The following is a 21,431-nucleotide window of genomic DNA, read 5'->3' as shown; positions in this document are numbered from 1 at the left end:
ATGGTTTTCTACCTTCAATCTTATAAATTATAGATTAATTGATTGCTAGACAGCCTGGTAAGCTTGGAGTAGTTCAACTACCAAATTATATGGTGAAAGCTTTGTAACATTCGCTTTCCATCAAACATCCCGGAATATCCACAATATACTCCGAGCTATCAATTACAGCTCCATCAGAGGTTGCTATAATATATTCTGAATCATTATTTTTCAAATCAAAATCCACATGTCTGGATGTTCTGGCATCACCTTTAATAGAAAAATGATTAAGCCTGTCATTTACAAACTTTGCGAGTTCACCACTTTTGCTTATTTGTCTGTCAAACAGTATAATGACTGATTTAACTTCATGTTTTAAAAGAAATGTAAGTATTTCATCTATTGCCCTATAAGTGGTACCTGTAATCCTGAACTTCCTGAAAATCCCTCTGGTATCCCTGACAAACCCGTCATCTCCTTCCCAGATATTGCAGTTGTCCAGTAAACTTTCGACCATTATAAGTACGTTATAACCATCAACAATCAGGTTTTTGTTACTGATTTGTTCACATTCTACTTTTTTTTGCTTTCGCAAATTTGAGGTTTTTGATGGTGCAAGCACTCTTGTGAGTATATGTCTTTCCTCATTGTTTAATTGGTAGTGGTCGCTGACGAACTTGATGGAACTGGTTTTTGGATAGCCACGGTTAAACAGATATCTGATATCTCTGGCAGGTTCTGATAATTTTTCTTTAAGTAGTTCAATCGAATCAGAGTTAGGATTTTTCACCATAATTATTTTTTATGTCAGCAAGGTTTATAGATGTTGCAATTGTTAACAATTTACCAAGAGGTAACAGTACATGGATGTGTTGTGGTTAAATCAGAATGATGTTAAAAGTGTTCTTGATATGAATTCCACAATAGATGTGGTTGAAAAAGCATTTGAACAGCACGGGTTGAAAAAAGTTCAGATGCCATCAAAATTATACCTGTATTTTGGCGATGGAGACCTCAGGACAATGCCTGCATATCTGGAAGATATGGACATCAGTGGAGTGAAAATAGTAAATGTCCATCCTGATAATCCTTCTAGGAATCTGCCAACAGTCATGGCTTTAGTGATCCTCAATTCAACCGAGACGGGTGCCCCTCTTTCGATGATGGACGGAACATATCTTACAGATATGAGAACCGGAGCAGGTGGAGCAGTAGCTGCAAAATATCTTGCAAGACCTGATTCAAAGGTAATCGGGATGATTGGTGCCGGAAAGCAGGCACGTTCACAGTTGCTTGCTCTTTCTCAAATATTCGATATTGAAAAAGTTAAGATTACAAGCCGGAAGAGGGAACATTGTGATGAATTTGAAAGCAGAATGAAACCTGTTGTAAATTATGAATTTGTTAAGACAGATATAGAAAATGTTTGCAATTGTGATATTCTTGTTACTACAACACCTGTCAGAAGTCCGATTGTAAAGTATGAATGGATTAATAAAGGTACACATATCAATGCCATCGGAGCAGATGCTAAAGGAAAACAAGAACTTGAACCAGTATTGCTAAAACATGCAAAAATTATAGTTGATGACTTTGAACAGGCGTCACATTCGGGTGAAATCAATGTACCCCTGTCAAAAGATATCATATCAAGAACAGATATCTATGGAGAAATAGGGGAAGTCATAGCAGGTTCTAAACAGGGGAGACTATCTGATGATGAGATAACTGTGTTCGATTCAACAGGACTCGCTATTCAGGATATTGTAACAGCGAACCTTGTGTATAAAAAAGCAGTTAATAATGATCTAGGTGAGAAACTAAAAATGTTTTAAAATGGGAACCACATCAGAAGATGTGGTCATTTCGATGCCAACAACATAGTTGTCCGTGCAGTACTGCTGAAGTCTTCACGTATCAGTTCAGTCCTGCATTTTTCATTCACGCATTTTTGTGGTTCGTCTCCTACCAGTTGATAGGTCCCACATTTTGGACATCTTTGCATTGTTTTCTTGGCTATCGATTTTGTGGAGTGCGGATCCATTCCCAGCATGCCGTACAATATTCTTTCCCTCATTTTTGACCACCTAATACTTTTTGGGCAGATATTTTAATCTGTATTGTTTCTACTCAACCACTGAATCAAATTTGTTTGATTATATATGGCTTGTATACTGTAACCGAACCACTGCAACGTCTTAATAAACTTTTTAGACATGCTGTTCTTTCCATACCACAGTATACATTTTTGTAGAAACATGTTATTGTGGGATTGGTTTTATATATAAGTTTTGGTTGTAACAGTTAAATAAAAATGATACATACCCTGTAAATAACTTATTTACATGATTATAAATTGGCCCTTTAGAAACCCTATTCTGATAAGGCTCCTTGATTCTGAAATGATTCAGATATGAAAGATTAGATTCAGTATTAAAGAGATTATTAAATATCGCATGCTTTATGTTGTATTGGGAAAAGGTTTAAACCATGTTTTGAAAAAAGTCCGTAATAAACGTGTCCTAGCTCTTTAAAAACTTCAAAACAAGGTCACAATGCCCTGGCTGATAAAATACCCGTTCATCAAAAATTTCCAGTAACTATTATGTGGATGCAAATGTAAACCCTATTAAGAATGCAATTGCCTGGGTAGTAGAAAAATTTCTGATGAGAAAAATTAGTAGTTTAACCAATTAATATATACTGCATAACTGATACAAAAATCATAAACGGTTTATAATATCAATTCTGTTAATATACTTCAGAAGGGTTTTAAAGTGGTGTATAAAATCACAAAAACAGGAATTTCTGTTCTATTTGTCATATTGCTGCTGGTCTCAATCCTTATAACACTGTATACCTCAGATACTAAATTCCAGTTTGATAATAATCCACCTGATAACAACCATTTAATTAACAACATCAAGGATATTACAAACAATAATTACAGTACCGGTATTCAAGGAGATGCTTCATCAACATTGAGACTTCTAGACCCGCTATCGATTTTACTCATTCTTGTAATGGCTTTCTTGCTTCTAAAAGCCATTGAACACATCTGATATCTGGCTTTTATACCAGTTTTTATACTTTTTTTCCAATAAAGTTTTTCCAGTTATAACTGCATATACACTGATACAAATGTTGCAGGGGATTAAATGAGCAATACCATTGTAAAAAGGATAGAGGAGTTATCTTTTGGTAAAATTCTGGGAGTTATATATGCATTTATAGGCACTTCAATAGGTCCAAGCTATCTTTTTGGTGCTGCTACCATTGTAACAATGCCAATATTATATGGTATAATGGGATTTGTATCTGGAATTATTATTGCAGTGGTCTATAACCTGGTCGCATATCAAACCAGTAGTCTGGCGCCTGATCTGGAAAACCGTTCCAGAAAGCAGATAATTCCCTCCTATTTTTAAATCTGGGACTTTAAGTATACAGGAGATAAATTATATACCAGCAGATTGATTGAAAATACAATGAAAAAAGTTGGAATAATTGTTACAAATACTGAAGATTGGACTGCCAGAGCTTTGTTTGATGCTGTAATACAAAAAAACTTCTATCCTATTTTTATAAAACTTAAAGATACAGAAGTAACCATAGATTCCACAATCAATTATACCTCAAACAGAACCGATTTATCAGAACTTGATGCAGCAATTGTAAGAGACGTAGGTTCTGGCCCCATTGAAAGTGTAAGCTTTCGTTTTGATGTATTGCGACAGATAGAAAATGATGGAACATTGGTTGTAAACACTCCTGAATCAATACAAAATGCCGCCAATAAGTATTATTCCTCATACCTTATGGCAAAAGAGAATCTTCCTATACCCAGAACACGGATAATTCAAAATACTGAAAATGCATTAAAAACACTGGATAACTTCAGAGATGCTCTTATCAAACCTGTATTCGGATTCAAAGGAATCGGTATTGTACGAATAAAAAACAACACAATAATCGAATCCGATAATTCAATGAATACTCAACAGGTTGAGAAACTAGTGCAGAATGAACTCGATAGAAAAGGAATGCTCTATATCCAGGAATACATACCAAATCAGGGAAGAGACATCCGCGCGTTTGTAGTCGATGGTGAATTGATAGGTGCCATATATCGAACCGCTCCGGATAAGAAATGGATAAGCAATTTAAGTCAGGGTGGCTCCTATCAACGATGTATACTATCCACCGAACAGAAAGAAATATCCATAAAAGCCGCCAAAACGATTGGCTCGGTGTTTGCGGGAGTGGACCTAATTGAAGGGGATCACAAAACCATGCTGCTGGAAGTCAATGGAACTCCATCTGGTGCAGGGATATATAAAGCATGGAATATTAATCCTGCTAATTATATAATGGATTACATTCAAAAACAAATGAGGATTTAAAAATGAAAGATTACAAACAATGTATAATAATCAGAGAAGACCTAAAACTATCAAAAGGAAAACTTGCAACACAAGTTGCCCATGCAGCTGTTTCTGCAGCAGAAAAAGCAGGTAAATCTGCGCTTGATGAGTGGAAAATCGGTGGTCAGAAAAAAGTTGTCCTCAAAGTACCCGAATTACATGACCTGTATGAATTAAAAGAAATATCTGAACGAAATGGGCTGCCTAATGCACTAATAAGCGACGCAGGTCACACCCAGATTCCTGCAGGTACTGTAACTGCTCTTGGAATAGGACCGGCAAAAGTTGAAGAACTGGACAAATTTACCGGTAATTTGAAACTGGTATAATACATCTTATTTCTATCTGGTGTGTTTGATAGAATAACAAAGAATATTGGAATTTTTATGAAAGTCCCAGAAATTGAAAAAAAAATTGGAACCGATCTGTACGTTACATCCACAAACGGAATCGGTGGAACATTAAGACAGAAAACCAATGATTTCATAGTAGAAGAAATCACAAACCGTACGGAAGGGAATAGCGGTAAATATCTTATTATTAAACTTAAAAAATCCAACTGGGAAACCCATCACCTGATAAGAGACCTATCCCGCAAACTTGGAATCAGCCAAAAACGTATTGGATTTGCAGGAACCAAGGACAAAAAAGCAGTTACGACCCAGAAGATCAGTATCCATGATTTAAACCCTGAATATCTGGATAATATATTTTTAAAGGATGTTGAGATGAGTGTCATAGGCAGGTCTAACAAATCTGTTGAACTCGGTGACCTCACTGGAAATAAATTCAAAATTACAATCAGGGATATTAACCTTGATGTGGGTGACACCTATACCCGGCTTGAAAACATTAAAAAGGATATACAAAAAATCGGTGGGGTTCCAAACTTTTTCGGTGTCCAGAGATTTGGTTCTACCCGTCCTGTCACTCATTTGGTAGGAGAATACCTTGTAAGAGGTGACCCTGAAGGTGCTGCACTTAAATATATAGCCGATGCATTTCCAGATGAACCTGATGATACAGCGTCAGCCAGAAATTATGTTTATGAAACAAGAGATTATGTCGAAGGGCTGAAACGCTACCCATTAAGACTTAGATATGAACGCTCAATGATGGATTATCTGATAAAAAATCCTGATGATTATACAGGTGCTTTTAATGTACTTCCAAGGAACATTCAGAGGATTTTTGTTCATGCATATCAATCCTATCTATTTAACAGAATTGTGTGTCAGCGTATAAAAGAAGAGCTGTCGCTGAATCAGTCTTATGAGGGTGATATTGTCTGCTTTAAAAATAAAGCAGGTCTTCCTGATACATCCAGATTACAGGAAGTCACGTCCACAAATATCAATGGGATGAACAATCTTATCAGGCGAAGACGTGCATTTGTAACAGCCCCGTTGATAGGATATCAAACAGATTTTTCATCCGGGAAACCCGGTGAAATCGAGAAAAAAGTCTTTGAAGAAACTGGGTTGTCGGTCAGTGATTTTAAACTTCTTACCACACCCGAACTGGCATCCAAAGGTGTAAGACGTGAAATTTTACTCCATGCAGTACCTTCATTTGAAGTTGATGTAGATGATTTGAACCCCGGCAAATCCAAAGCCGTACTTGATTTCACCCTGCCGAAGGGTAGTTACGCAACAACACTGTTAAGAGAGCATATGAAAGTAAACCCTCTTAAGATGAGCTAAAAGCAAATTTCTGGATTATTTTTTATTCATCATAGCTTCCATGAACGCCCTGAAGGGTGGTGACGGGTGGCCTGGTCTGGATTTGAACTCTGGATGGAACTGTGATGCAAAGAAGAATTTATGGGATGGTATCTCTGCAATCTCCATCCGTTTACCATTGTTTGTTGCAGAAAATATCATACCATGATTTTCAATTTCTTCAATATATTCAGGATTCACTTCATACCTGTGCCTGTGCCTTTCCACAATTTCATCAGCTGAATAGATTTGTTGTGCCAGTGTTCCCTTTTTCAGACATGCTTTATAATCACCAAGACGCATAGTCGCTCCCATGTTCACAAGGTCTTTCTGTTCAGGAAGAATATCTATGACAGGGTAAGGAGTTCCAGGGTCGAATTCGGCACTGTTAGCTCCTTCCATACCAGCTACATTCCTTGCAAATTCAATCACACTAAGCTGCATCCCTAGACATAATCCCAGAAACGATATATCATGTTCGCGTGCATACTGGATAGCTTTAATTTTCCCTTCTATGCCTCTTTCACCGAACCCGCCTGGAACAAGTATCCCATCATAATCGGAAAGGTTTTCCAGTGTTTTGGGATCTTTAGTAATTGATTCAGAATCAATCCATTCGGATTCGAAATTACACCCACATTCTATTGCAGCATGTTTTATGGCTTCACGGATACTAATATAGGAATCTCCCAGATGTGTATATTTACCGATTATGGCAAGTTTTACATCCCCTTTAGTGGCTTTCATTTTTGAAAGCATCTCATTCCAGGAATTATCTTCGGTAATTATTTTTAGGTTCAGCATCTTCATTACATAATCAGTAAGTCCTTCTCTCTCCATCATCAGTGGTACTTCATAGATATCTTCTACATCATTTGCACTTATAACTGCTTCTTCCGGGACATCACTGAAAAGTGAGATTTTTGATATTGTGCTGTCCAGTAGAGGTTCTTTACATCTGGCAACAATCACGTTTGGAGCAATACCCACTTCCCTCATATCTCGTGTAGAGTGTTGGGTTGGTTTGGTTTTTTGTTCACCCTGTGCATCCATCGGAACCAGTGTCACATGTACAAAAACAGTATTATCCTCTGGTTCTTCTCTGTGCATCTGTCTGAGAGCTTCTAAGAACGGCATGCTTTCGATGTCACCGATGGTACCACCGACTTCTATCAGACAGGCATCTGCTCCACTGCTGAACGCCACTTTCCTTATCCAGTCCTTTATCTCATTTGTCACATGCGGTATGATCTGGACGGTTTTTCCAAGATATTCACCGCGCCTCTCCTTTGATATCACAGAATTATAAATTTTACCGGTAGTGATATTGTGGTCACGGGTTAATTCTGTATCCAGAAATCGTTCATAATTTCCAAGGTCAAGGTCTACTTCACCTCCATCTTTTAAAACGTAAACTTCCCCATGCTGATAAGGGCTCATGGTTCCTGCATCTATATTTATATAGGGGTCTATTTTGATGGCTGTGACCTTATAACCCTTATTTTTTAAATTTCGTCCAATCGAAGCGGTTGTGATGCCTTTACCCAATCCGCTCATTACTCCACCGGTAACTATAATGTACTTCATATAAATTCAACTTCCTGTTTTTATTTATTAATCGGGAGTTTTAAAAACAAATACATTATCAATGCTGTAAACAATATCGACAATATTACTGCCGGATAAAAACCTATTTCAAATTCGATTCCTGTAAATTGAGTATACAGAACATATGCCATCAGGGATACAATCAATACACCTGATACAAATAGGATAAACCTAGATGATATATCCAAGTTGTATTTAACTGAACATGATCTCCTATTTGAATATCCTTTATTACGGTTTCGATTTGTCCCTGCTAACTTATTTCCAGTGTGCATGTTTTCTACTGTAATATGGTCATCAACATCCACATCTACGGGTATATTTGCGGATTTTTCATTGCCTATATTTACAGAAAAACCTGCCGTCTTTGAACCATATCCAACTATTACATAAATTTCTCCTTCAACAAAACCCTTCCCATCAACCGGAAGGTGTGCAATCACAGGTACATATTCCTCATGAGCGACATATGGATTGTCTTCAAGAAAAGTTACATAATCTTCAAGGTTATCACTGATAGAAAAATAAACATTTGTAGGTGCACCATAATTAATCACGGCTATTTCAAATGAATGCTCCCCGCCAGGTGATAAGGGTATCTCAACAATATCATCTTCAAATTCAATCGAATTGATTTCCAGCCTGTTGATGTGTACCTGTTGCAATAACATATCTATTCTTACATTCTAAAATTAATAATCATTATCTAATATCTGGCGGAAGTAGATTCGGTATTCCATCTTCTATAGGATAATACTCATCACATAGAGAACAATACAGTGTTCCTGACTCTATTTCATGTTCGTATTCTCTGGTAACTTTTAAAACCAGTTCCCCTTTACAGAAAGGGCACGCAAGTATATCCATCAGTTTTCTTTTCAACTGTTCACCTAATTCTGGAATACACCATCAACCATATCAAGCTTTTGGTGATTTTTAAAAGAATTGACAAATATAAAACTGGAATATTTTTAAGTAGTTCCGAGGATTTCAAATAACATTCTGACCCTAACCATGATAAATATCCTAATCAACACCAATAGTACGAATGGTTCTGCTATATTAGCTGGAGGTGAATTTTATGAATACAACGTTTAGTGCTATTAAAGCTGATGTAGGTAGTATAGCTGGACACCATGTTGTCCCTGAAGAACTTGAAGAAGTGGCAATGTCAGTCCTGGAAGAATAAAAAGGAAAAGAGATATACGATTATTTTGTCACCCATTGTGGTGACGACCTTGAACTTATTATAACCCATGACAAGGGAGAAGAAAGCGAAGAAGTTTATTAAATTGCGTGGAACGCTTTTTTAAAGGCAACCGAAAAGGCCAAAGAAATGGGTTTTTACGGAGCTGGCCAGGACCTCTTAAGTGATGCATTTTCCGGAAACATCAAAGGCATGGGTCCAGGAATTGCTGAAATGGAATTTAAAGAGCGAAAAAGTAATCCTATGTTTACTTTCATGATAAACAAAACTGAACCTGGCGCGTTTAACCTGCCAATGTATAAAATATTTGCAGACCCATTCAATACCGCCGGGCTGGTGCTTGACCCTAATATGAACTCAGGTTTTGTATTTGAAGTCTGGGACATTAAAGAGAGTAAAAAAATCAAATTCTATTGTCCTAAAGACCTCTATGATATACTTGCACTGATTGGTGCTAAAAGCAGGTACGTTATAAAACGGATTTACCCTAAAGAAAATAATCCAAAAGCCTCTTCTGAAGACTCTGCAGCTGTAATATCAACCGAAAAACTGTCACATATAGCAGGGGAATATGTGGGTAAAGACGATCCTGTTGCGGTTGTCAGAGGACAGTCTGGACTACCTGCTGCAGGAGAAATTCTTGAACCATTTACCCATCCAGAACTTGTCAGTGGATGGATGAAAGGGTCACATAACGGACCTTTGATGCCTGTACCGGTAGAAGACGCAGCACCCACCCGATTTGATGGACCCCCAAGAGTTATAGGTCTCGGATTCCAAGTTAAATACGGTATGCTGTACGGCCCTGTTGATTCGTTTGCAGATCCGGCATTTGATAAGGCAAGAGAAAAAGCTCATAAGGTTTCTGATTATATGCGAGCCCATGGTCCATTTGAACCTCATCGTTTGCCCGAGGAAGAAATGGAATATACTACACTGCCTGATGTCATGGAAAAAATCCAGAACCGATTTGAAGATATGGATTAATCTTGAATCCATATCCAATCTATTTTCTAAACCGGTTAATTTAATCTACTGTCCCGTCAATTGATACGTATATGAATTATTATCTGGACCTTTTAGTCCGAGTACTTGATTTTGCAGTTCCTGTACTGGTTATGATTTTTATAGGTATCTTTGGTAGTGGTGTACTCATTGAAAAAGGACTGATGCATAAATTATCACATTTTGCACGCCCGGTATTTAAATACACATATCTCCCAGAAACCTGTGCATCAGCATTCCTGATATCTCTTGGTTCATCGGTAGCCGCAAATACCATGATTGTCAAACATCGGGATGACGGATGTTTGAATAGAAGAGAAGTGATACTCTGTACACTCATGAATACCACTCCCGCATACATTAGGTCTATTTTCACCTACCAGATACCCATAATGCTGCCTGCACTCGGGATTGTAGTAGGTAGTTTTTACGCTTTTGTATTTATCATAACAGCAGTGGTTAAAATAGCAGTTGTTGTGGTCGCAAGCAGGTTCTTTCTAACTGAAAATTCCTGTAACGTTTCTGATACACCTGAATCTGAAAAGATTTCCCTGAAAACTGCATTATACAGGTCTTTGCAAAGAGAGAAGAAGTTGTTTCTGAAAATAGCAGTTATCTACCTGATTATGACTACTTTTGTTTTTATCCTTAGAGACCAAGGTACATTTGAAGTTTTAAGTGTTATACCTCTTGCTGATGTTTTCGGACTGCCGCCTGAAAGTATTGTTCCTCTGACATCCTATATAGCTAGTCCAATTCTCGGAGCATCCATTCTTGGACCCATGATACACAGCGGCAGCGTATCATATCTGCAGGCTATGATTATACTCATGGTTGGAAGTATGTTCATGCTGCCGTTACTTGGTATAAAAAACATCGCTCCAAGATATGTATCAATTTTTGGATTACGTCTTGGATTGGGAATTGTTACCCTGTCAACTTCAATCAGTATAATAATAAGGCTGGTAATTCTTCTTATATTACTTGCTATTGCAAGATGAAAAGTAGTTCAAAAATATTGTCAGGGATGTCATCATCCCTGACTTAATGGTAGGCTTCCTCGAATTTTTCATGATATTTGTCATGGGTTTCATGACAGGCTTCAAGACAGGTTCTGCAAAGATTCATTTTTTCTTTATCAATACCTTCTCTAAAAGAAGGAATCTGTATCTCTACTGGATACAATCTCGACGTCTTACCACATAGATTGCATTTTCCACTGGATACAGTTAAAATGGACTGGTCCAGTTTAGAATATGTATCCTCTGCCGACTTGACACAGGTTGGACACAATCCCTTCCATACTCCTTCTGGAAACGTGATTATTAATTTTGGAGCAAGGACTTTAACTGGACACAGTGTTGGAATGCTCTTTCCGCATAGGTCACAATCTGCCATTTATTTACCTCCATTATGTTACAATTAGCACTTTTGCAGCTTCCATTGCCCACTGTAAAAAGGGCTCAGGCCAGAATCCCAGTACAAGCACAGCTGCAACTGCGATTACAAGTGTCAGTGCATATGGCAGGGGTTCTGAAACTCTTTCACCTTCAGCAGGGTAGAAATACATGTACTTCACAACCCTTGCATAGTAGTACAGGGAGATGGCACTGTTGAGAATTGCTATTACAGCAAGCCATACAAGCCCTGCTTCAATGGTCGATGAAAAGAGTACGAACTTACTCATATAACCAGCTGTTAATGGAATACCTGCAAGTGCCAATACAAAGATCATCATGGAAAATGCTGAAACTGGCATCCTCTTAGCAAGTCCTTTGAAATTCTCCAGATGGTCCACATTTTCTGCTTCCCTGTTCTCAGAAAAGACCATATAACCTACTACTGCTGTTACAAGGAATGCTCCTGCTTTCATGAAGCCATGAGAGAGGATATAGAACAAACCACCTGTTATTGCCATTGGGCTCATGACAACAAATGCCATTGAAATGTATCCTGCCTGTGCTACCGATGAATAGGCAAGCATTCGTTTAACACTGTTTTGTGACAGTGCTATTATGTTACCAAGTGTCATGGTGATTACAGAAAGTATAGCAAAAGCCATTGTCCATTCTGCTTTAAGAGCCAGAAGTGCAACCATGAACACCTTGAAAGCTGCCACAAATCCCATTTTCTTGGAACCTGCTGCCAGAAGTGAGGACACAACCGATGGTGAACCCTCATAAGTATCTGGTGCCCACATATGGAATGGAACAAGTGCTATCTTGAATCCAAAACCGGCAATCAGAAGTACAACTGCTACAATTCCAAGTGGTGTTGTTGCCAGCATCGCACTGTTCTGAGCGATTTCCGGAATGTTAGTGGTACCTGTTGCACCGTATACAAATGAAATACCAAAAAGCATCAGTGCGGATGACAAAGCACCTATTATGAAGTATTTCATAGCAGCTTCAAGTGATTTAAGATTCTTTCTCTCAAAACCTGCGAGTGCATAGGTAGAGATACTTGCAAGTTCAAAGGAAACAAAAAGCACCAGTAAGTCATTGGATGATGCTACCATCATCATACCAACAACTGCCAGTAGAACCAGTGTATAAAATTCCTCTACATGGCCATTGTTTTCAGTATACTTGATAGAAGCGATTGAAACAAGTAATCCTACCATCAGGAACACTACTTTGAAAAACTGGGATAACGCATCAACTGTCAATGTACCTGAAAACATGACTGCATTTGCATCCAGGTTCATCAGTGTTAAAAATAAAGCTACAATAACCCCTGCCGAGGCGATGTATCCCAGCACCTTCTTTGAGTCGGTATTGAGGAATACCCCAATTAGTAATACAACAAACGCTGTTGCAACTACTGTTAATTCGGGTGCAAATAATGTTATTCCATTCAAGATTACACCCCCGCAACAGATAAAAGACTGACAATATGTTCCGAGTTCGTTATCATCATATCAAGCACCGGGTTAGGGTTCAATCCAAAGTATATCACAAGCAATGATATCACTGCCATTGACAAACTTTGGTGATTGGTAATGTCCTTGACATCACCAAGTTTTTCGTTATATACTCCAAACATCGACCTCTGCATAGCCCATAAATGATAGGCTGCTGTTATAACAATTCCTACAAGAACTGCCAGTACATAGGCCGGAAGGTTCACGTAACTGGAGGTTAATACCAGAAATTCTGCAACGAATCCTGTAAGACCTGGTAATCCAAGCGATGCCATGAATACCACCATCATAATTACTGCAAGTTTTGGCATCTTCTTTGAAAGGCCTCCCAATTCATTGATAATTCTGGTTCCTGCATTTGTCTGAATCACTCCCACCGACATAAACATCACACTCAGAATTAGTCCGTGTGAAAACTGCTGGAACATTGCACCTGAAACCGAAAGTGAAACAAGACCTGCAGCACCAAGCACCACAAATCCCATGTGGCTCACACTGGCAAAAGCAATCATACGTTTGAAATCCTTCTGTGCGAGCGCTACAAACGCTCCATAGAGGATGCTTGCTGTACCAAGAACCGCCATGATGGTTATCATCAGGTTAGGTGTTCCTGTAAACGGAAGTATAGGAAGCATTACCCTGAACAATCCGTATCCTCCAATTTTCAGGAGAATAAACAATACGTTACCTGCAATCGGAGATTCGGTGTAAGCATCCGGCAGCCATGAATGGAAAGGGAATGACGGTATCTTTACAATGAATCCAAACAGCAGTGCAATAAAAATTGCATCCTTCACCAGCGGAACTTCAAACGACTGGAACTGGCTGAGTAATTCCTGTATATTAAATGTCGGAGTTCCGGTCTGAGCCCATGCAGTAAAATACAGGGCAAAGATGCCAAGCAGCATTACCAGTGATGCTACATGTGTATAGATGAAGAATTTGATAGCTGCAAAATTCCTGTTCGGACCTCCCCAGAGACTTACCATGAAATAGAGGGGTATCAGGGTCAGTTCCCAGAATACATAGAACAGGAAGAAATCAAGGGCTGCGAATACGCCTATAACAGCTCCCTGCATTGCAAGGATTAGACCAAAGAATCTGTTTGGATAGGATTTTTCTTCATTCCATGAATAGATAATCAGGAACGGTATAACCAGTGCATTGAGAAGTATCAAAGGTAAGGATATACCATCAACACCTACGGAATAGGTAATTCCCAATGATGGCACCCATTTTGACACTTCTGTAAACTGTAGACTGGCTATGCTGCTGTCAAAATTCATGTACATATACAGAGCAAGAATCAGGGCTATAACTGAACCAGTAAGTGCAGTTGTTCTTGCCTGTTCTTTTGTTTTTGTGAAAAATGTTATTACTGCAAATATTAACGGTATTATTATCAACAGTGTTAAAACAGGCAACATCAGATTACCTCCATGATTATTTTAACCAGTATTGCCAGAAGGCTTACTCCTGCTATTATCGCTGTTGCATAGTTCTGGACAACTCCGGTCTGGACATGCCTAAACATATGTCCTGCTTCGATAAATGCTGAACCTATTGCATTTACAATCCAGTTTATACCTCTGTCTATATGATACAATGCAAGAGAGACACCTTCATAAACAAATTTGATTGCAAATGCTTCGGTAAGAATCTCATTCTGATAATATCTATTGTATACCAGTTTATAAACCGGGTTATTTCTGGAAACACTGACATCCAGCAATCTGCGGTGATATATCAGATATGTAATCAAAAGACCTGCCACTGCCACTATGAGAGGTAACCACAGGATTATCAGAGGTTCATGACCTGCTCCATGGACCAATTCGTAATTTCCAAGACTTGCAGCAAGTTCATTCAGGTTCATATTCAGGAAATTGAATGTACCATCCAGGAACCTGGAGAAGATACCAGTTGTAAACATACCAAAAAATAGCGAAAATGCTGCAAGAATTATTAGTGGTACAGTCATGGATAACGGTGATTCATGGCCTCCATAATCTGTTCTTGGCTTGCCTGTAAAGGTCATAAACAGTAATCTGAAAATATAGGCTGATGTCAGGAAAGCTCCAAGGATTGCAAATACATAGGGCAACCAGTTATGGCTATGTTCACCAAAAAGGAATGCCGCCTCTATTATGGCATCTTTACTCAGAAAACCACTGGTACCAATAATTGTACCAGGTATACCAAATCCTGCAAGCGAAAGACCGGCAAAAAGCATCGTTATCGCAGTGATTGGCATTACTTTTCCTACTCCGCCAAGTTCTCTCATATCATGTGTACCTACTGCATGAATCACACTTCCTGCACACAGGAAAAGCAGTGCCTTGAAGAATGCATGATTAATGAGATGGAATATTGAAAGGCCCACTGCTTCCATTCCGATAACTGCACCCATTCCAAGTCCGAGCATCATATAACCGAGCTGACTGATAGTGGAATAGGCAAGTACACGCTTCAGGTCATTCATAACTATTGCCATGGTTGCTGCAAATAGTGCTGTAAACCCACCAAGATAAGCAATGACTATCAGGGTATCAGGTGCAGATATAAACATCGGGAAGGTTCTTGCAACAAGATAAACACCTGCTGTTACCATGGTTGCTGCATGAATCAATGCAGAAACAGTGGTAGGACCTTCCATGGCATCCGGAAGCCACACATGGAGCGGGAACTGACCGGATTTACCAACAGCACCACCGAAAAACAGCAATGTTATCAGTGTAAGATGACTTACTTCAAATCCAAAGATTTGAGCATTTATTCCTGCTATTTCTGGAATATGGCTGAAGATTTCAGTGAACTGGAGCATATAAGCATTTTCCGGGAATCCATTGTATATGGTGAAAATATCTGAGAACAGAATAATTATTCCAGCCAGAAACATTACATCTCCAATCCTTGTCGTCAGGAAAGCTTTCTTTGCCGCTGATGCTGCAGAGGGTTTACCATACCAGAACCCGATTAGCAGGTATGAACTCAGACCTACAAGTTCCCAGAAAACAAACATCTGCAGAATGTTGTCAGATAGAATCAAACCAAGCATGGCACATGTAAAGAGTGCTGTTTCTGCAAAATATCTGGATTGAGATTTGTCATGTGCCATATATCCCACTGAATAAATATGAATCAGTAAACTTACTAACGAAACCATTGTAAGCATTACTGCTGCTAGTGGATCAATTAGAATTCCCAAATTAAAGGCACCAAACCAGTGTGTGGATTGGGCTATTACCTCATCCGGATTTTGAAGCAGATTCAATGTTATTAACAGTGATATTACAAACGATAACGATATTGCACCTATCGGAACCAGTGCACCACCTACATACATCCTCTTTCCAAAAAAGAATGTAATCACAAACGCAAGTGCAGGTAATAGTGGTATCAAAAAAGCAAAATCCCCTATAGGCATATTATTACCACCTCAATACATTAAAGTCATTAAGTTCTGTTCGATTTTTCATTCTGTAAACTGCCATAAAGATGGCAAATCCTATTGCTGCTTCAGCAGCCGCCAGTGCTATAGTAAATAGTACAAACACCTGTCCTGTAATGTCATTGTTATAACTGGAAAATGCTACAAGGTTGATGTTCGCCGAGTTTAGCATGAGTTCTATACACATAAGGAGGCGTACACCGTTTTGTTTGGTCATAACTCCTAGTAAACCGATAGAAAACACAGTTGCTGACAGGAGTAGGTAAAAAGGCAATGGGATTTCAGGGATTATCATTCGCTATCATCTCCTTTGCCCATATAAAACGAACCTATAAGTGCAGATAACAATACTATAGCAATAATTTCAAAGGGTACCACATACTTGGTAAAAACCGATACACCGATTTGCTCTATATTACTCTGGTCTTCTGGGTTTTGGGGGAGTTCTTCCACAGTGTCCCAGCCAGTACCAACTACTGATACACTGATGACACCCAGAAACAATAAAGCCACCATAAGTGCCACGATTATATTAATTATTTTACCTAACATATGGACCCCTTCCTGTCTCTGCTTTTGTCAACATAACAGCAAACATTATCAATACTCCAACTGCTCCTACATACACAAGTATCTGAACTACTCCAAGGAACTGGGCATTGAGCAGTATATACAATCCAGCTACACTAAACAATGATACAATCAATGCAATTGAAGCCCTTACTGCATCTCTTGATATTACCACCAGAAGGGAGAAGACAATTATTACAAGAGATATTAAAGCAAAGGCGCCAAACCTTGCAAGACTAGTTAAATCATCGAAAGTGAAAGATGCCAAATAATCTAAAATTGCAACCATTTTTTTTCACCGCCCTTTGGTCTTAATCATTTTTTGGATTCTTCCTCATCGTACTCTTCACCAACATCTACTTCCCGTGCCAGTTGATCGGGTGTGAACAATAAATCTTCATGATTCCACCGTACTACACCTGATGTGTAAACTTTAGAACTTGATAGTGCATCCTGTGGACATTGATCAATACAAAGTCCGCAGAACATGCAGTGTCCTATATCAATCTCAGGAAACCATCTCTGTTTATTACTGGTTTTACTTACCCTGGACCTTACAATTTTGATTGCATTATTGGGACACGTGTTGGCACAAATACCACAGCCTATACATTTGCTTTTATCAAGTACTTGAAGTCCTCTGAACCTTTTAGCAATGCCCCTCGATTTTTCTTCAGGGCACATTATGGTTACAGGAGGGTGGTATATGCTTTTAATCGCCTTTACAATATTTTCTAATACCATTTGATCTCACGCTCCAAGGAATAGACCGAGTGCTATTGCCCAGATAAGATTTACAACTGATAACGGAATTATTCTCTTCCATCCCAAATCAACTACCTGATCAATTCTGAATCTTGGAACTGCCCATCTTAACAATATGATAAATGCCAGCACAATGGCGCTCTTTGCCAGAAATACCACTGTCGGCATAATAAATCCTATCACTGGAATGGATGCCAGTAATCCAAGACCTGGAAGGTTCCATCCTCCAAGGAAGAGCAACACAACCAAAAACGATCCAAGTATCATATGAATATATTCAGCAAAGAAACCAAGGCCAAACCTCATCCCACTATACTCGGTTATCCATCCTGCAACAACTTCCTGCTCTGCTTCTGTCTGATCAAACGGAAGTCGACCCAAATCACCCAGTAGAGCTACGAAGAACACGAAAAATCCAATGGGTTGCAGGAACACATTCCAAATGGTTTGATTTTCCACAATTTCTATAATGTTTAATGAACCGGTAGTAATCGCAATAGCAATTATACTGAGTCCAAGCGGTATTTCATAACCAACCATCCTTGCAAAATTACGGAATGCTCCAAGCAATGCGTATTTATTGTTAGAACTATATGCAACCATGAATACTCCGATGATTGATATAGAAGACACAGCTTCAACATAAAGAATACTGATATCCATATCAGTTACTACAAGTGGATGTGCTACACCGTTTATAAATACAGCTCCGATTGGAATTGCCACAAGCATCAGAAATACAGAAACCATAAGGAATATAGGTGCTGACCTGAACATTATACTGTCTGCTTTATTAGGAACAATATCTTCTTTAGTAAACAGTTTAATAGCATCTGCTATAAGCTGAAAAATTCCTATAGGACCTACTCTAGATGGACCTATCCTAAACTGGATGTCAGCCGATAGTTTTCTCTCAAGCCATACAGCAGCCATCGCACTGATGAATATAAATCCTATTAAAAAAAGTCCTAAATAGCCCCGTATCCATGGATTGGTCAAATATTCCAGCAGTAGGTTATGCGAATTTGCTATAATATCCATTACCATAGTTTTTCACCTGTCCACTTCACTTGTACATCCGTCCATACTTCCAGCGATAGTATTTACATCAGCCACATATACTCCTCTCAATACCGGTGGAAGCGCCTGTAATGTGGGATACGCTGGACCTCTAACTTTTACACGATAGGGTTTATCGGAACCATCTGACACCATGTAAATGCCCATTTCACCACGTGGGTTTTCCACTCTGTTGAAGACTTCACCTTCTGGAACTCTCATTGTAGGGGTTCTCCGTCCGTAAAAAGTATTTTCCGGGAATATTGGACCGTCAGGAATCTGGTCCAGTGCCTGCTCTATTATATAGATACTTTCACGTATTTCATTAAGACGTACCATTATACGGGCATAGGAATCGCCATCTTTGTGTGTACATACCTTGAAATCAAGGTCATCATATACAAGGTAAGGTTCATTTTTTCGGATATCAAAAGGAACACCTGTTGCACGAAGTACAGGTCCTGCCACTCCAACTTCCTTGGCAACTTCTGGACTTAAAGTACCTACTCCGACTGTACGGTCTCTGTAAATGGTATCAGAATCCAGAAGACTTTCATATTCATCAAGAACAGTTGTTTTGATTTGTTCCATTGTACTGGTAAATTTTTCTCTGAATCCGTGTGGCAGGTCTTCACGTACACCTCCAAACTTCAGGAATGTATGAGTTATCCTTGCCCCTGTTATACTATCAAGCAATGAAAGAACATTTTCTCTTTCCTTGATGGTATACATGAACATGGATGTGTATCCTATAAATTCAGAAAATTCTCCAAATCCCAGCAAATGACTCTGGATTCGTGATAATTCTTCTGTTATTACTCTGATGTATTGTGCACGTTCCGGAACATCAATTCCTGCAAGCTGCTCAACACATCCACAAAACGCTTCTTCATTGGACAACGCAGCAAGATAACACAGTCTGTCTACAATTGGTATGCCCTGAAGATAGGTTTTGCTTTCCAGGATTTTTTCAATCCCTTTATGGATAAAACCCAATTCTACCTGGGCATCTGTCACAGTTTCACCTTTAACCTTCAGATTCAATCTGAAAGGGCCAGGCTGTGCCGGATGCTGAGGACCTATATGCATTAACATTTCTGTAGGTTCAACTTCTTCTAATTCGTCCATATTAATCCCTTACACCAGATTTTTGGCTGTTTTCTGTGGAAATCCTTCATAATCCTTTCTCAAAGGCCAGTCTCCGAGCAATTCTTCTGGTAGAACAAGTGGTTTCAGATTAGGATGATACTTGAACATGATTCCAAATAATTCGTAGGTTTCTCTTTCATACCAGTTGGCATTCCAGTAGACATCAACAATGGATTCTATTACAGGGTCATCCCTGTTTAATCTTGCTTTAAGTGCCAGTACTACCGGATGTTCATAGGAAGCTATGTGATACACCACTTCGAATTCATTTCGCAGTATGTAATCCACTCCTGATTCACAACAGAGGTGGTTAAAATCCAGGCTATCTTTGAGATATTCACAAACCTCTTTTACATGGTCTTTATCAACATATGCTGTTACCCGGATATCTGAATTAACAGTAGCATCAGATATAGCTTCAGGAAATGTACTGGATAATGATTCAACTATTGTTTTAGCATCCATTGTTCAAGCCTCCCCGTATTCAGTACCTATATCTTTTTTGGCAGATATCTTCTTCTGCAATTCAACAAATCCCTGAATCAGTGCTTCTGGTCTGGGTGGGCATCCCGGTATAAAAACATCGATTGGGAAAATTTCATCAACGTTTTGTACAGTGCTGTAGGATTCAAAAAAAGGTCCACCACTGATTGCACAATCACCCATGGCAATTATCCATTTTGGAGATGGCATCTGTTCATACACTTTTTTAAGAGCTGGCAGATATTTTCTTGTCACATAACCACTGATAATCATAACATCCGCATGCCTTGGTGAATTACGGGGTATAATCCCGAATCTATCAGTGTCATAATGCGCACAGCCTGTAGCAATCATTTCCACACCACAGCAACCCATTGGCTGGGTCATAAACCAGAGTGAATTTTTGCGCCCCCAGTTAATGATATCCTGCACTTTTGTATTTTTCAGGAAATCACTGATTGCATTACTGGTGGTCGTTATAACCCCTGGTATTTCGATTTTATCCGAAGGTTTACCGGTGTCTTCATTTGTATTGGTAGTTATTTCGTTGACCATTGCAAGGCCCCCTTCTTCCATTCATAAACAAATCCAAGAACCATGATTACTATGAATGCCAAAATTGCCATCGTTGCCATTGATGTTATTCCATGACCCCTGTAAACCGTTGCCCAGGGATATAAAAACAGTATTTCCACATCAAAAAGAACGAATGCAATCGCATAAATATAGTACTCAACATTGAATTGTATTCGTGCATCTCCAGTTGGATCAGAACCAGATTCGTAGGTCGTAAACTTCTGTTTTGATTTACTTCTGGGGCTTATAAATTTAACGATAAGCATCGTTATCGGTGGCATTACGATACCCACGAAGAGAAATATTGCAACTGGGATGTAACTATTGATTATGCTACTCATATCTATTATTTCTGGCATAGTAACTCACCTGATGATATTCATTCTAGACAAGTTATTTGTATATAATTATTTCCAATATTGACATCTATCATCTTAAAAATTCACCTAAATTAAATTATAATAGAGTTATATAAGGCTTTTAAATCTGTTTTGAATAAATTTTGAAGACT

Annotated in this window: 25 protein-coding genes and 1 pseudogene; 8 read left to right on the top strand and 18 right to left on the bottom strand. The window is 38.8% G+C overall.

Features of this window, described 5'->3' with window-relative positions:
• Positions 1-85: 85 nt before the first annotated feature.
• Positions 86-769 carry a DUF434 domain-containing protein gene (locus ACLFMM_RS00775; protein ID WP_410806812.1) on the bottom strand — a complete coding sequence of 228 codons (684 nt, stop codon included), beginning with the start codon at positions 767-769 and terminating at the stop codon, positions 86-88.
• Positions 770-842: 73 nt separating this feature from the next.
• Here ACLFMM_RS00775 and ala point away from each other — a divergent pair, with 73 nt between their 5' ends.
• On the top strand, positions 843-1,814 hold the full coding sequence (ala, locus tag ACLFMM_RS00770) for an alanine dehydrogenase (protein ID WP_410806811.1): 972 nt from the start codon (positions 843-845) through the stop codon (positions 1,812-1,814).
• A 26-nt stretch (positions 1,815-1,840) separates the two neighbouring features.
• On the opposite strand, the gene ACLFMM_RS00765 is transcribed toward ala, so the two are convergent.
• A complete protein-coding gene (locus ACLFMM_RS00765; RefSeq protein ID WP_410806810.1) occupies positions 1,841-2,056 on the bottom strand; it encodes a hypothetical protein in 216 nt (71 codons plus the stop codon).
• 703 nt (positions 2,057-2,759) lie between these two features.
• Between ACLFMM_RS00765 and ACLFMM_RS00760 the strand changes: the two genes are divergently transcribed.
• The 5 genes from ACLFMM_RS00760 (at position 2,760) to truD (ending at position 6,106) form a co-directional block, all read left to right on the top strand.
• Complete coding sequence (locus ACLFMM_RS00760; protein WP_410806809.1) at positions 2,760-3,041, top strand: hypothetical protein; 282 nt, start codon at positions 2,760-2,762, stop codon at positions 3,039-3,041.
• Positions 3,042-3,137: 96 nt separating this feature from the next.
• Positions 3,138-3,407: a hypothetical protein gene (locus ACLFMM_RS00755; RefSeq protein ID WP_410806808.1), complete on the top strand. Its 270-nt coding sequence runs from the start codon at positions 3,138-3,140 to the stop codon at positions 3,405-3,407.
• A gap of 60 nt (positions 3,408-3,467) precedes the next feature.
• Positions 3,468-4,382 carry a tetrahydromethanopterin:alpha-L-glutamate ligase gene (mptN, locus tag ACLFMM_RS00750; RefSeq protein ID WP_410806807.1) on the top strand — a complete coding sequence of 305 codons (915 nt, stop codon included), beginning with the start codon at positions 3,468-3,470 and terminating at the stop codon, positions 4,380-4,382.
• Between the two features lie 2 nt (positions 4,383-4,384).
• Positions 4,385-4,732 carry a peptidyl-tRNA hydrolase Pth2 gene (gene pth2, locus ACLFMM_RS00745; protein WP_410806806.1) on the top strand — a complete coding sequence of 116 codons (348 nt, stop codon included), beginning with the start codon at positions 4,385-4,387 and terminating at the stop codon, positions 4,730-4,732.
• 57 nt (positions 4,733-4,789) lie between these two features.
• Entirely contained in the window at positions 4,790-6,106 is a 1,317-nt protein-coding gene (gene truD, locus ACLFMM_RS00740; RefSeq protein ID WP_410806805.1) for a tRNA pseudouridine(13) synthase TruD, read from the top strand.
• Between the two features lie 15 nt (positions 6,107-6,121).
• Here truD and pyrG read toward each other — a convergent pair whose 3' ends face one another.
• From pyrG to ACLFMM_RS00725, 3 genes are read right to left on the bottom strand one after another with little or no spacing between them, the layout of a single operon-like run.
• Complete coding sequence (gene pyrG / locus ACLFMM_RS00735; RefSeq protein WP_410806804.1) at positions 6,122-7,711, bottom strand: glutamine hydrolyzing CTP synthase; 1,590 nt, start codon at positions 7,709-7,711, stop codon at positions 6,122-6,124.
• A 20-nt stretch (positions 7,712-7,731) separates the two neighbouring features.
• Entirely contained in the window at positions 7,732-8,403 is a 672-nt protein-coding gene (locus ACLFMM_RS00730) for a hypothetical protein (protein WP_410806803.1), read from the bottom strand.
• 31 nt (positions 8,404-8,434) lie between these two features.
• On the bottom strand, positions 8,435-8,614 hold the full coding sequence (locus tag ACLFMM_RS00725) for a methytransferase partner Trm112 (protein ID WP_410806802.1): 180 nt from the start codon (positions 8,612-8,614) through the stop codon (positions 8,435-8,437).
• A gap of 199 nt (positions 8,615-8,813) precedes the next feature.
• Between ACLFMM_RS00725 and fbp the strand changes: the two are divergent.
• Together fbp and ACLFMM_RS00715 are read left to right on the top strand one after the other, a co-directional pair.
• A pseudogene (gene fbp / locus ACLFMM_RS00720) lies at positions 8,814-9,926 on the top strand (fructose-1,6-bisphosphate aldolase/phosphatase).
• Positions 9,927-9,997: 71 nt separating this feature from the next.
• Positions 9,998-10,945, top strand: coding sequence for a nucleoside recognition domain-containing protein (locus tag ACLFMM_RS00715; RefSeq protein ID WP_410806801.1), 948 nt, complete (start codon positions 9,998-10,000; stop codon positions 10,943-10,945).
• Between the two features lie 43 nt (positions 10,946-10,988).
• Here ACLFMM_RS00715 and ACLFMM_RS00710 read toward each other — a convergent pair whose 3' ends face one another.
• From ACLFMM_RS00710 to fpoA, 13 genes are read right to left on the bottom strand one after another with little or no spacing between them, the layout of a single operon-like run.
• Positions 10,989-11,342, bottom strand: coding sequence for a F420H2 dehydrogenase subunit FpoO (locus ACLFMM_RS00710; RefSeq protein WP_410806800.1), 354 nt, complete (start codon positions 11,340-11,342; stop codon positions 10,989-10,991).
• Positions 11,343-11,355: 13 nt separating this feature from the next.
• Positions 11,356-12,804: an NADH-quinone oxidoreductase subunit N gene (locus ACLFMM_RS00705; protein WP_410806799.1), complete on the bottom strand. Its 1,449-nt coding sequence runs from the start codon at positions 12,802-12,804 to the stop codon at positions 11,356-11,358.
• A 2-nt stretch (positions 12,805-12,806) separates the two neighbouring features.
• The gene (gene fpoM / locus ACLFMM_RS00700; protein WP_410806798.1) at positions 12,807-14,294 is read right to left on the bottom strand and encodes a F(420)H(2) dehydrogenase subunit M; all 1,488 of its coding nucleotides are present in this window, start codon (positions 14,292-14,294) and stop codon (positions 12,807-12,809) included.
• Positions 14,294-16,294, bottom strand: a complete 2,001-nt coding sequence (gene fpoL / locus ACLFMM_RS00695) for a F420H2 dehydrogenase subunit FpoL (RefSeq protein ID WP_410806797.1) — start codon at positions 16,292-16,294, stop codon at positions 14,294-14,296. The genes fpoM and fpoL overlap by 1 nt, the downstream gene beginning before the upstream one ends.
• A gap of 4 nt (positions 16,295-16,298) precedes the next feature.
• Positions 16,299-16,613: a F420H2 dehydrogenase subunit FpoK gene (gene fpoK, locus ACLFMM_RS00690; protein WP_410806796.1), complete on the bottom strand. Its 315-nt coding sequence runs from the start codon at positions 16,611-16,613 to the stop codon at positions 16,299-16,301.
• Positions 16,610-16,870, bottom strand: coding sequence for a F420H2 dehydrogenase subunit FpoJ (fpoJ, locus tag ACLFMM_RS00685; RefSeq protein ID WP_410806795.1), 261 nt, complete (start codon positions 16,868-16,870; stop codon positions 16,610-16,612). Before fpoJ ends, fpoK begins: the two co-directional genes overlap by 4 nt.
• Positions 16,860-17,177 (bottom strand): NADH-quinone oxidoreductase subunit J, encoded by a 318-nt coding sequence (locus ACLFMM_RS00680; RefSeq protein ID WP_410806794.1) that lies wholly within the window; start codon positions 17,175-17,177, stop codon positions 16,860-16,862. The genes fpoJ and ACLFMM_RS00680 overlap by 11 nt, the downstream gene beginning before the upstream one ends.
• A gap of 26 nt (positions 17,178-17,203) precedes the next feature.
• Positions 17,204-17,632 (bottom strand): F420H2 dehydrogenase subunit FpoI, encoded by a 429-nt coding sequence (gene fpoI, locus ACLFMM_RS00675; protein WP_410806793.1) that lies wholly within the window; start codon positions 17,630-17,632, stop codon positions 17,204-17,206.
• A 6-nt stretch (positions 17,633-17,638) separates the two neighbouring features.
• Positions 17,639-18,700 carry a F420H2 dehydrogenase subunit FpoH gene (fpoH, locus tag ACLFMM_RS00670; RefSeq protein WP_410806792.1) on the bottom strand — a complete coding sequence of 354 codons (1,062 nt, stop codon included), beginning with the start codon at positions 18,698-18,700 and terminating at the stop codon, positions 17,639-17,641.
• 6 nt (positions 18,701-18,706) lie between these two features.
• Positions 18,707-19,840, bottom strand: coding sequence for a F420H2 dehydrogenase subunit FpoD (fpoD, locus tag ACLFMM_RS00665; protein WP_410806791.1), 1,134 nt, complete (start codon positions 19,838-19,840; stop codon positions 18,707-18,709).
• A 9-nt stretch (positions 19,841-19,849) separates the two neighbouring features.
• Positions 19,850-20,326 (bottom strand): F420H2 dehydrogenase subunit FpoC, encoded by a 477-nt coding sequence (fpoC, locus tag ACLFMM_RS00660; RefSeq protein ID WP_410806790.1) that lies wholly within the window; start codon positions 20,324-20,326, stop codon positions 19,850-19,852.
• 3 nt (positions 20,327-20,329) lie between these two features.
• Complete coding sequence (gene fpoB / locus ACLFMM_RS00655; RefSeq protein ID WP_410806789.1) at positions 20,330-20,899, bottom strand: F(420)H(2) dehydrogenase subunit B; 570 nt, start codon at positions 20,897-20,899, stop codon at positions 20,330-20,332.
• Entirely contained in the window at positions 20,884-21,279 is a 396-nt protein-coding gene (fpoA, locus tag ACLFMM_RS00650; RefSeq protein ID WP_410806788.1) for a F420H2 dehydrogenase subunit FpoA, read from the bottom strand. The genes fpoB and fpoA overlap by 16 nt, the downstream gene beginning before the upstream one ends.
• Positions 21,280-21,431 lie beyond the last annotated feature (152 nt).

The organism is Methanohalobium sp. (assembly GCF_046546175.1).
GTDB lineage: Archaea > Halobacteriota > Methanosarcinia > Methanosarcinales > Methanosarcinaceae > Methanohalobium.
Note: the sequence above shows the minus strand (reverse complement) of the source record. Positions and strands in the feature narration are given on the sequence as shown.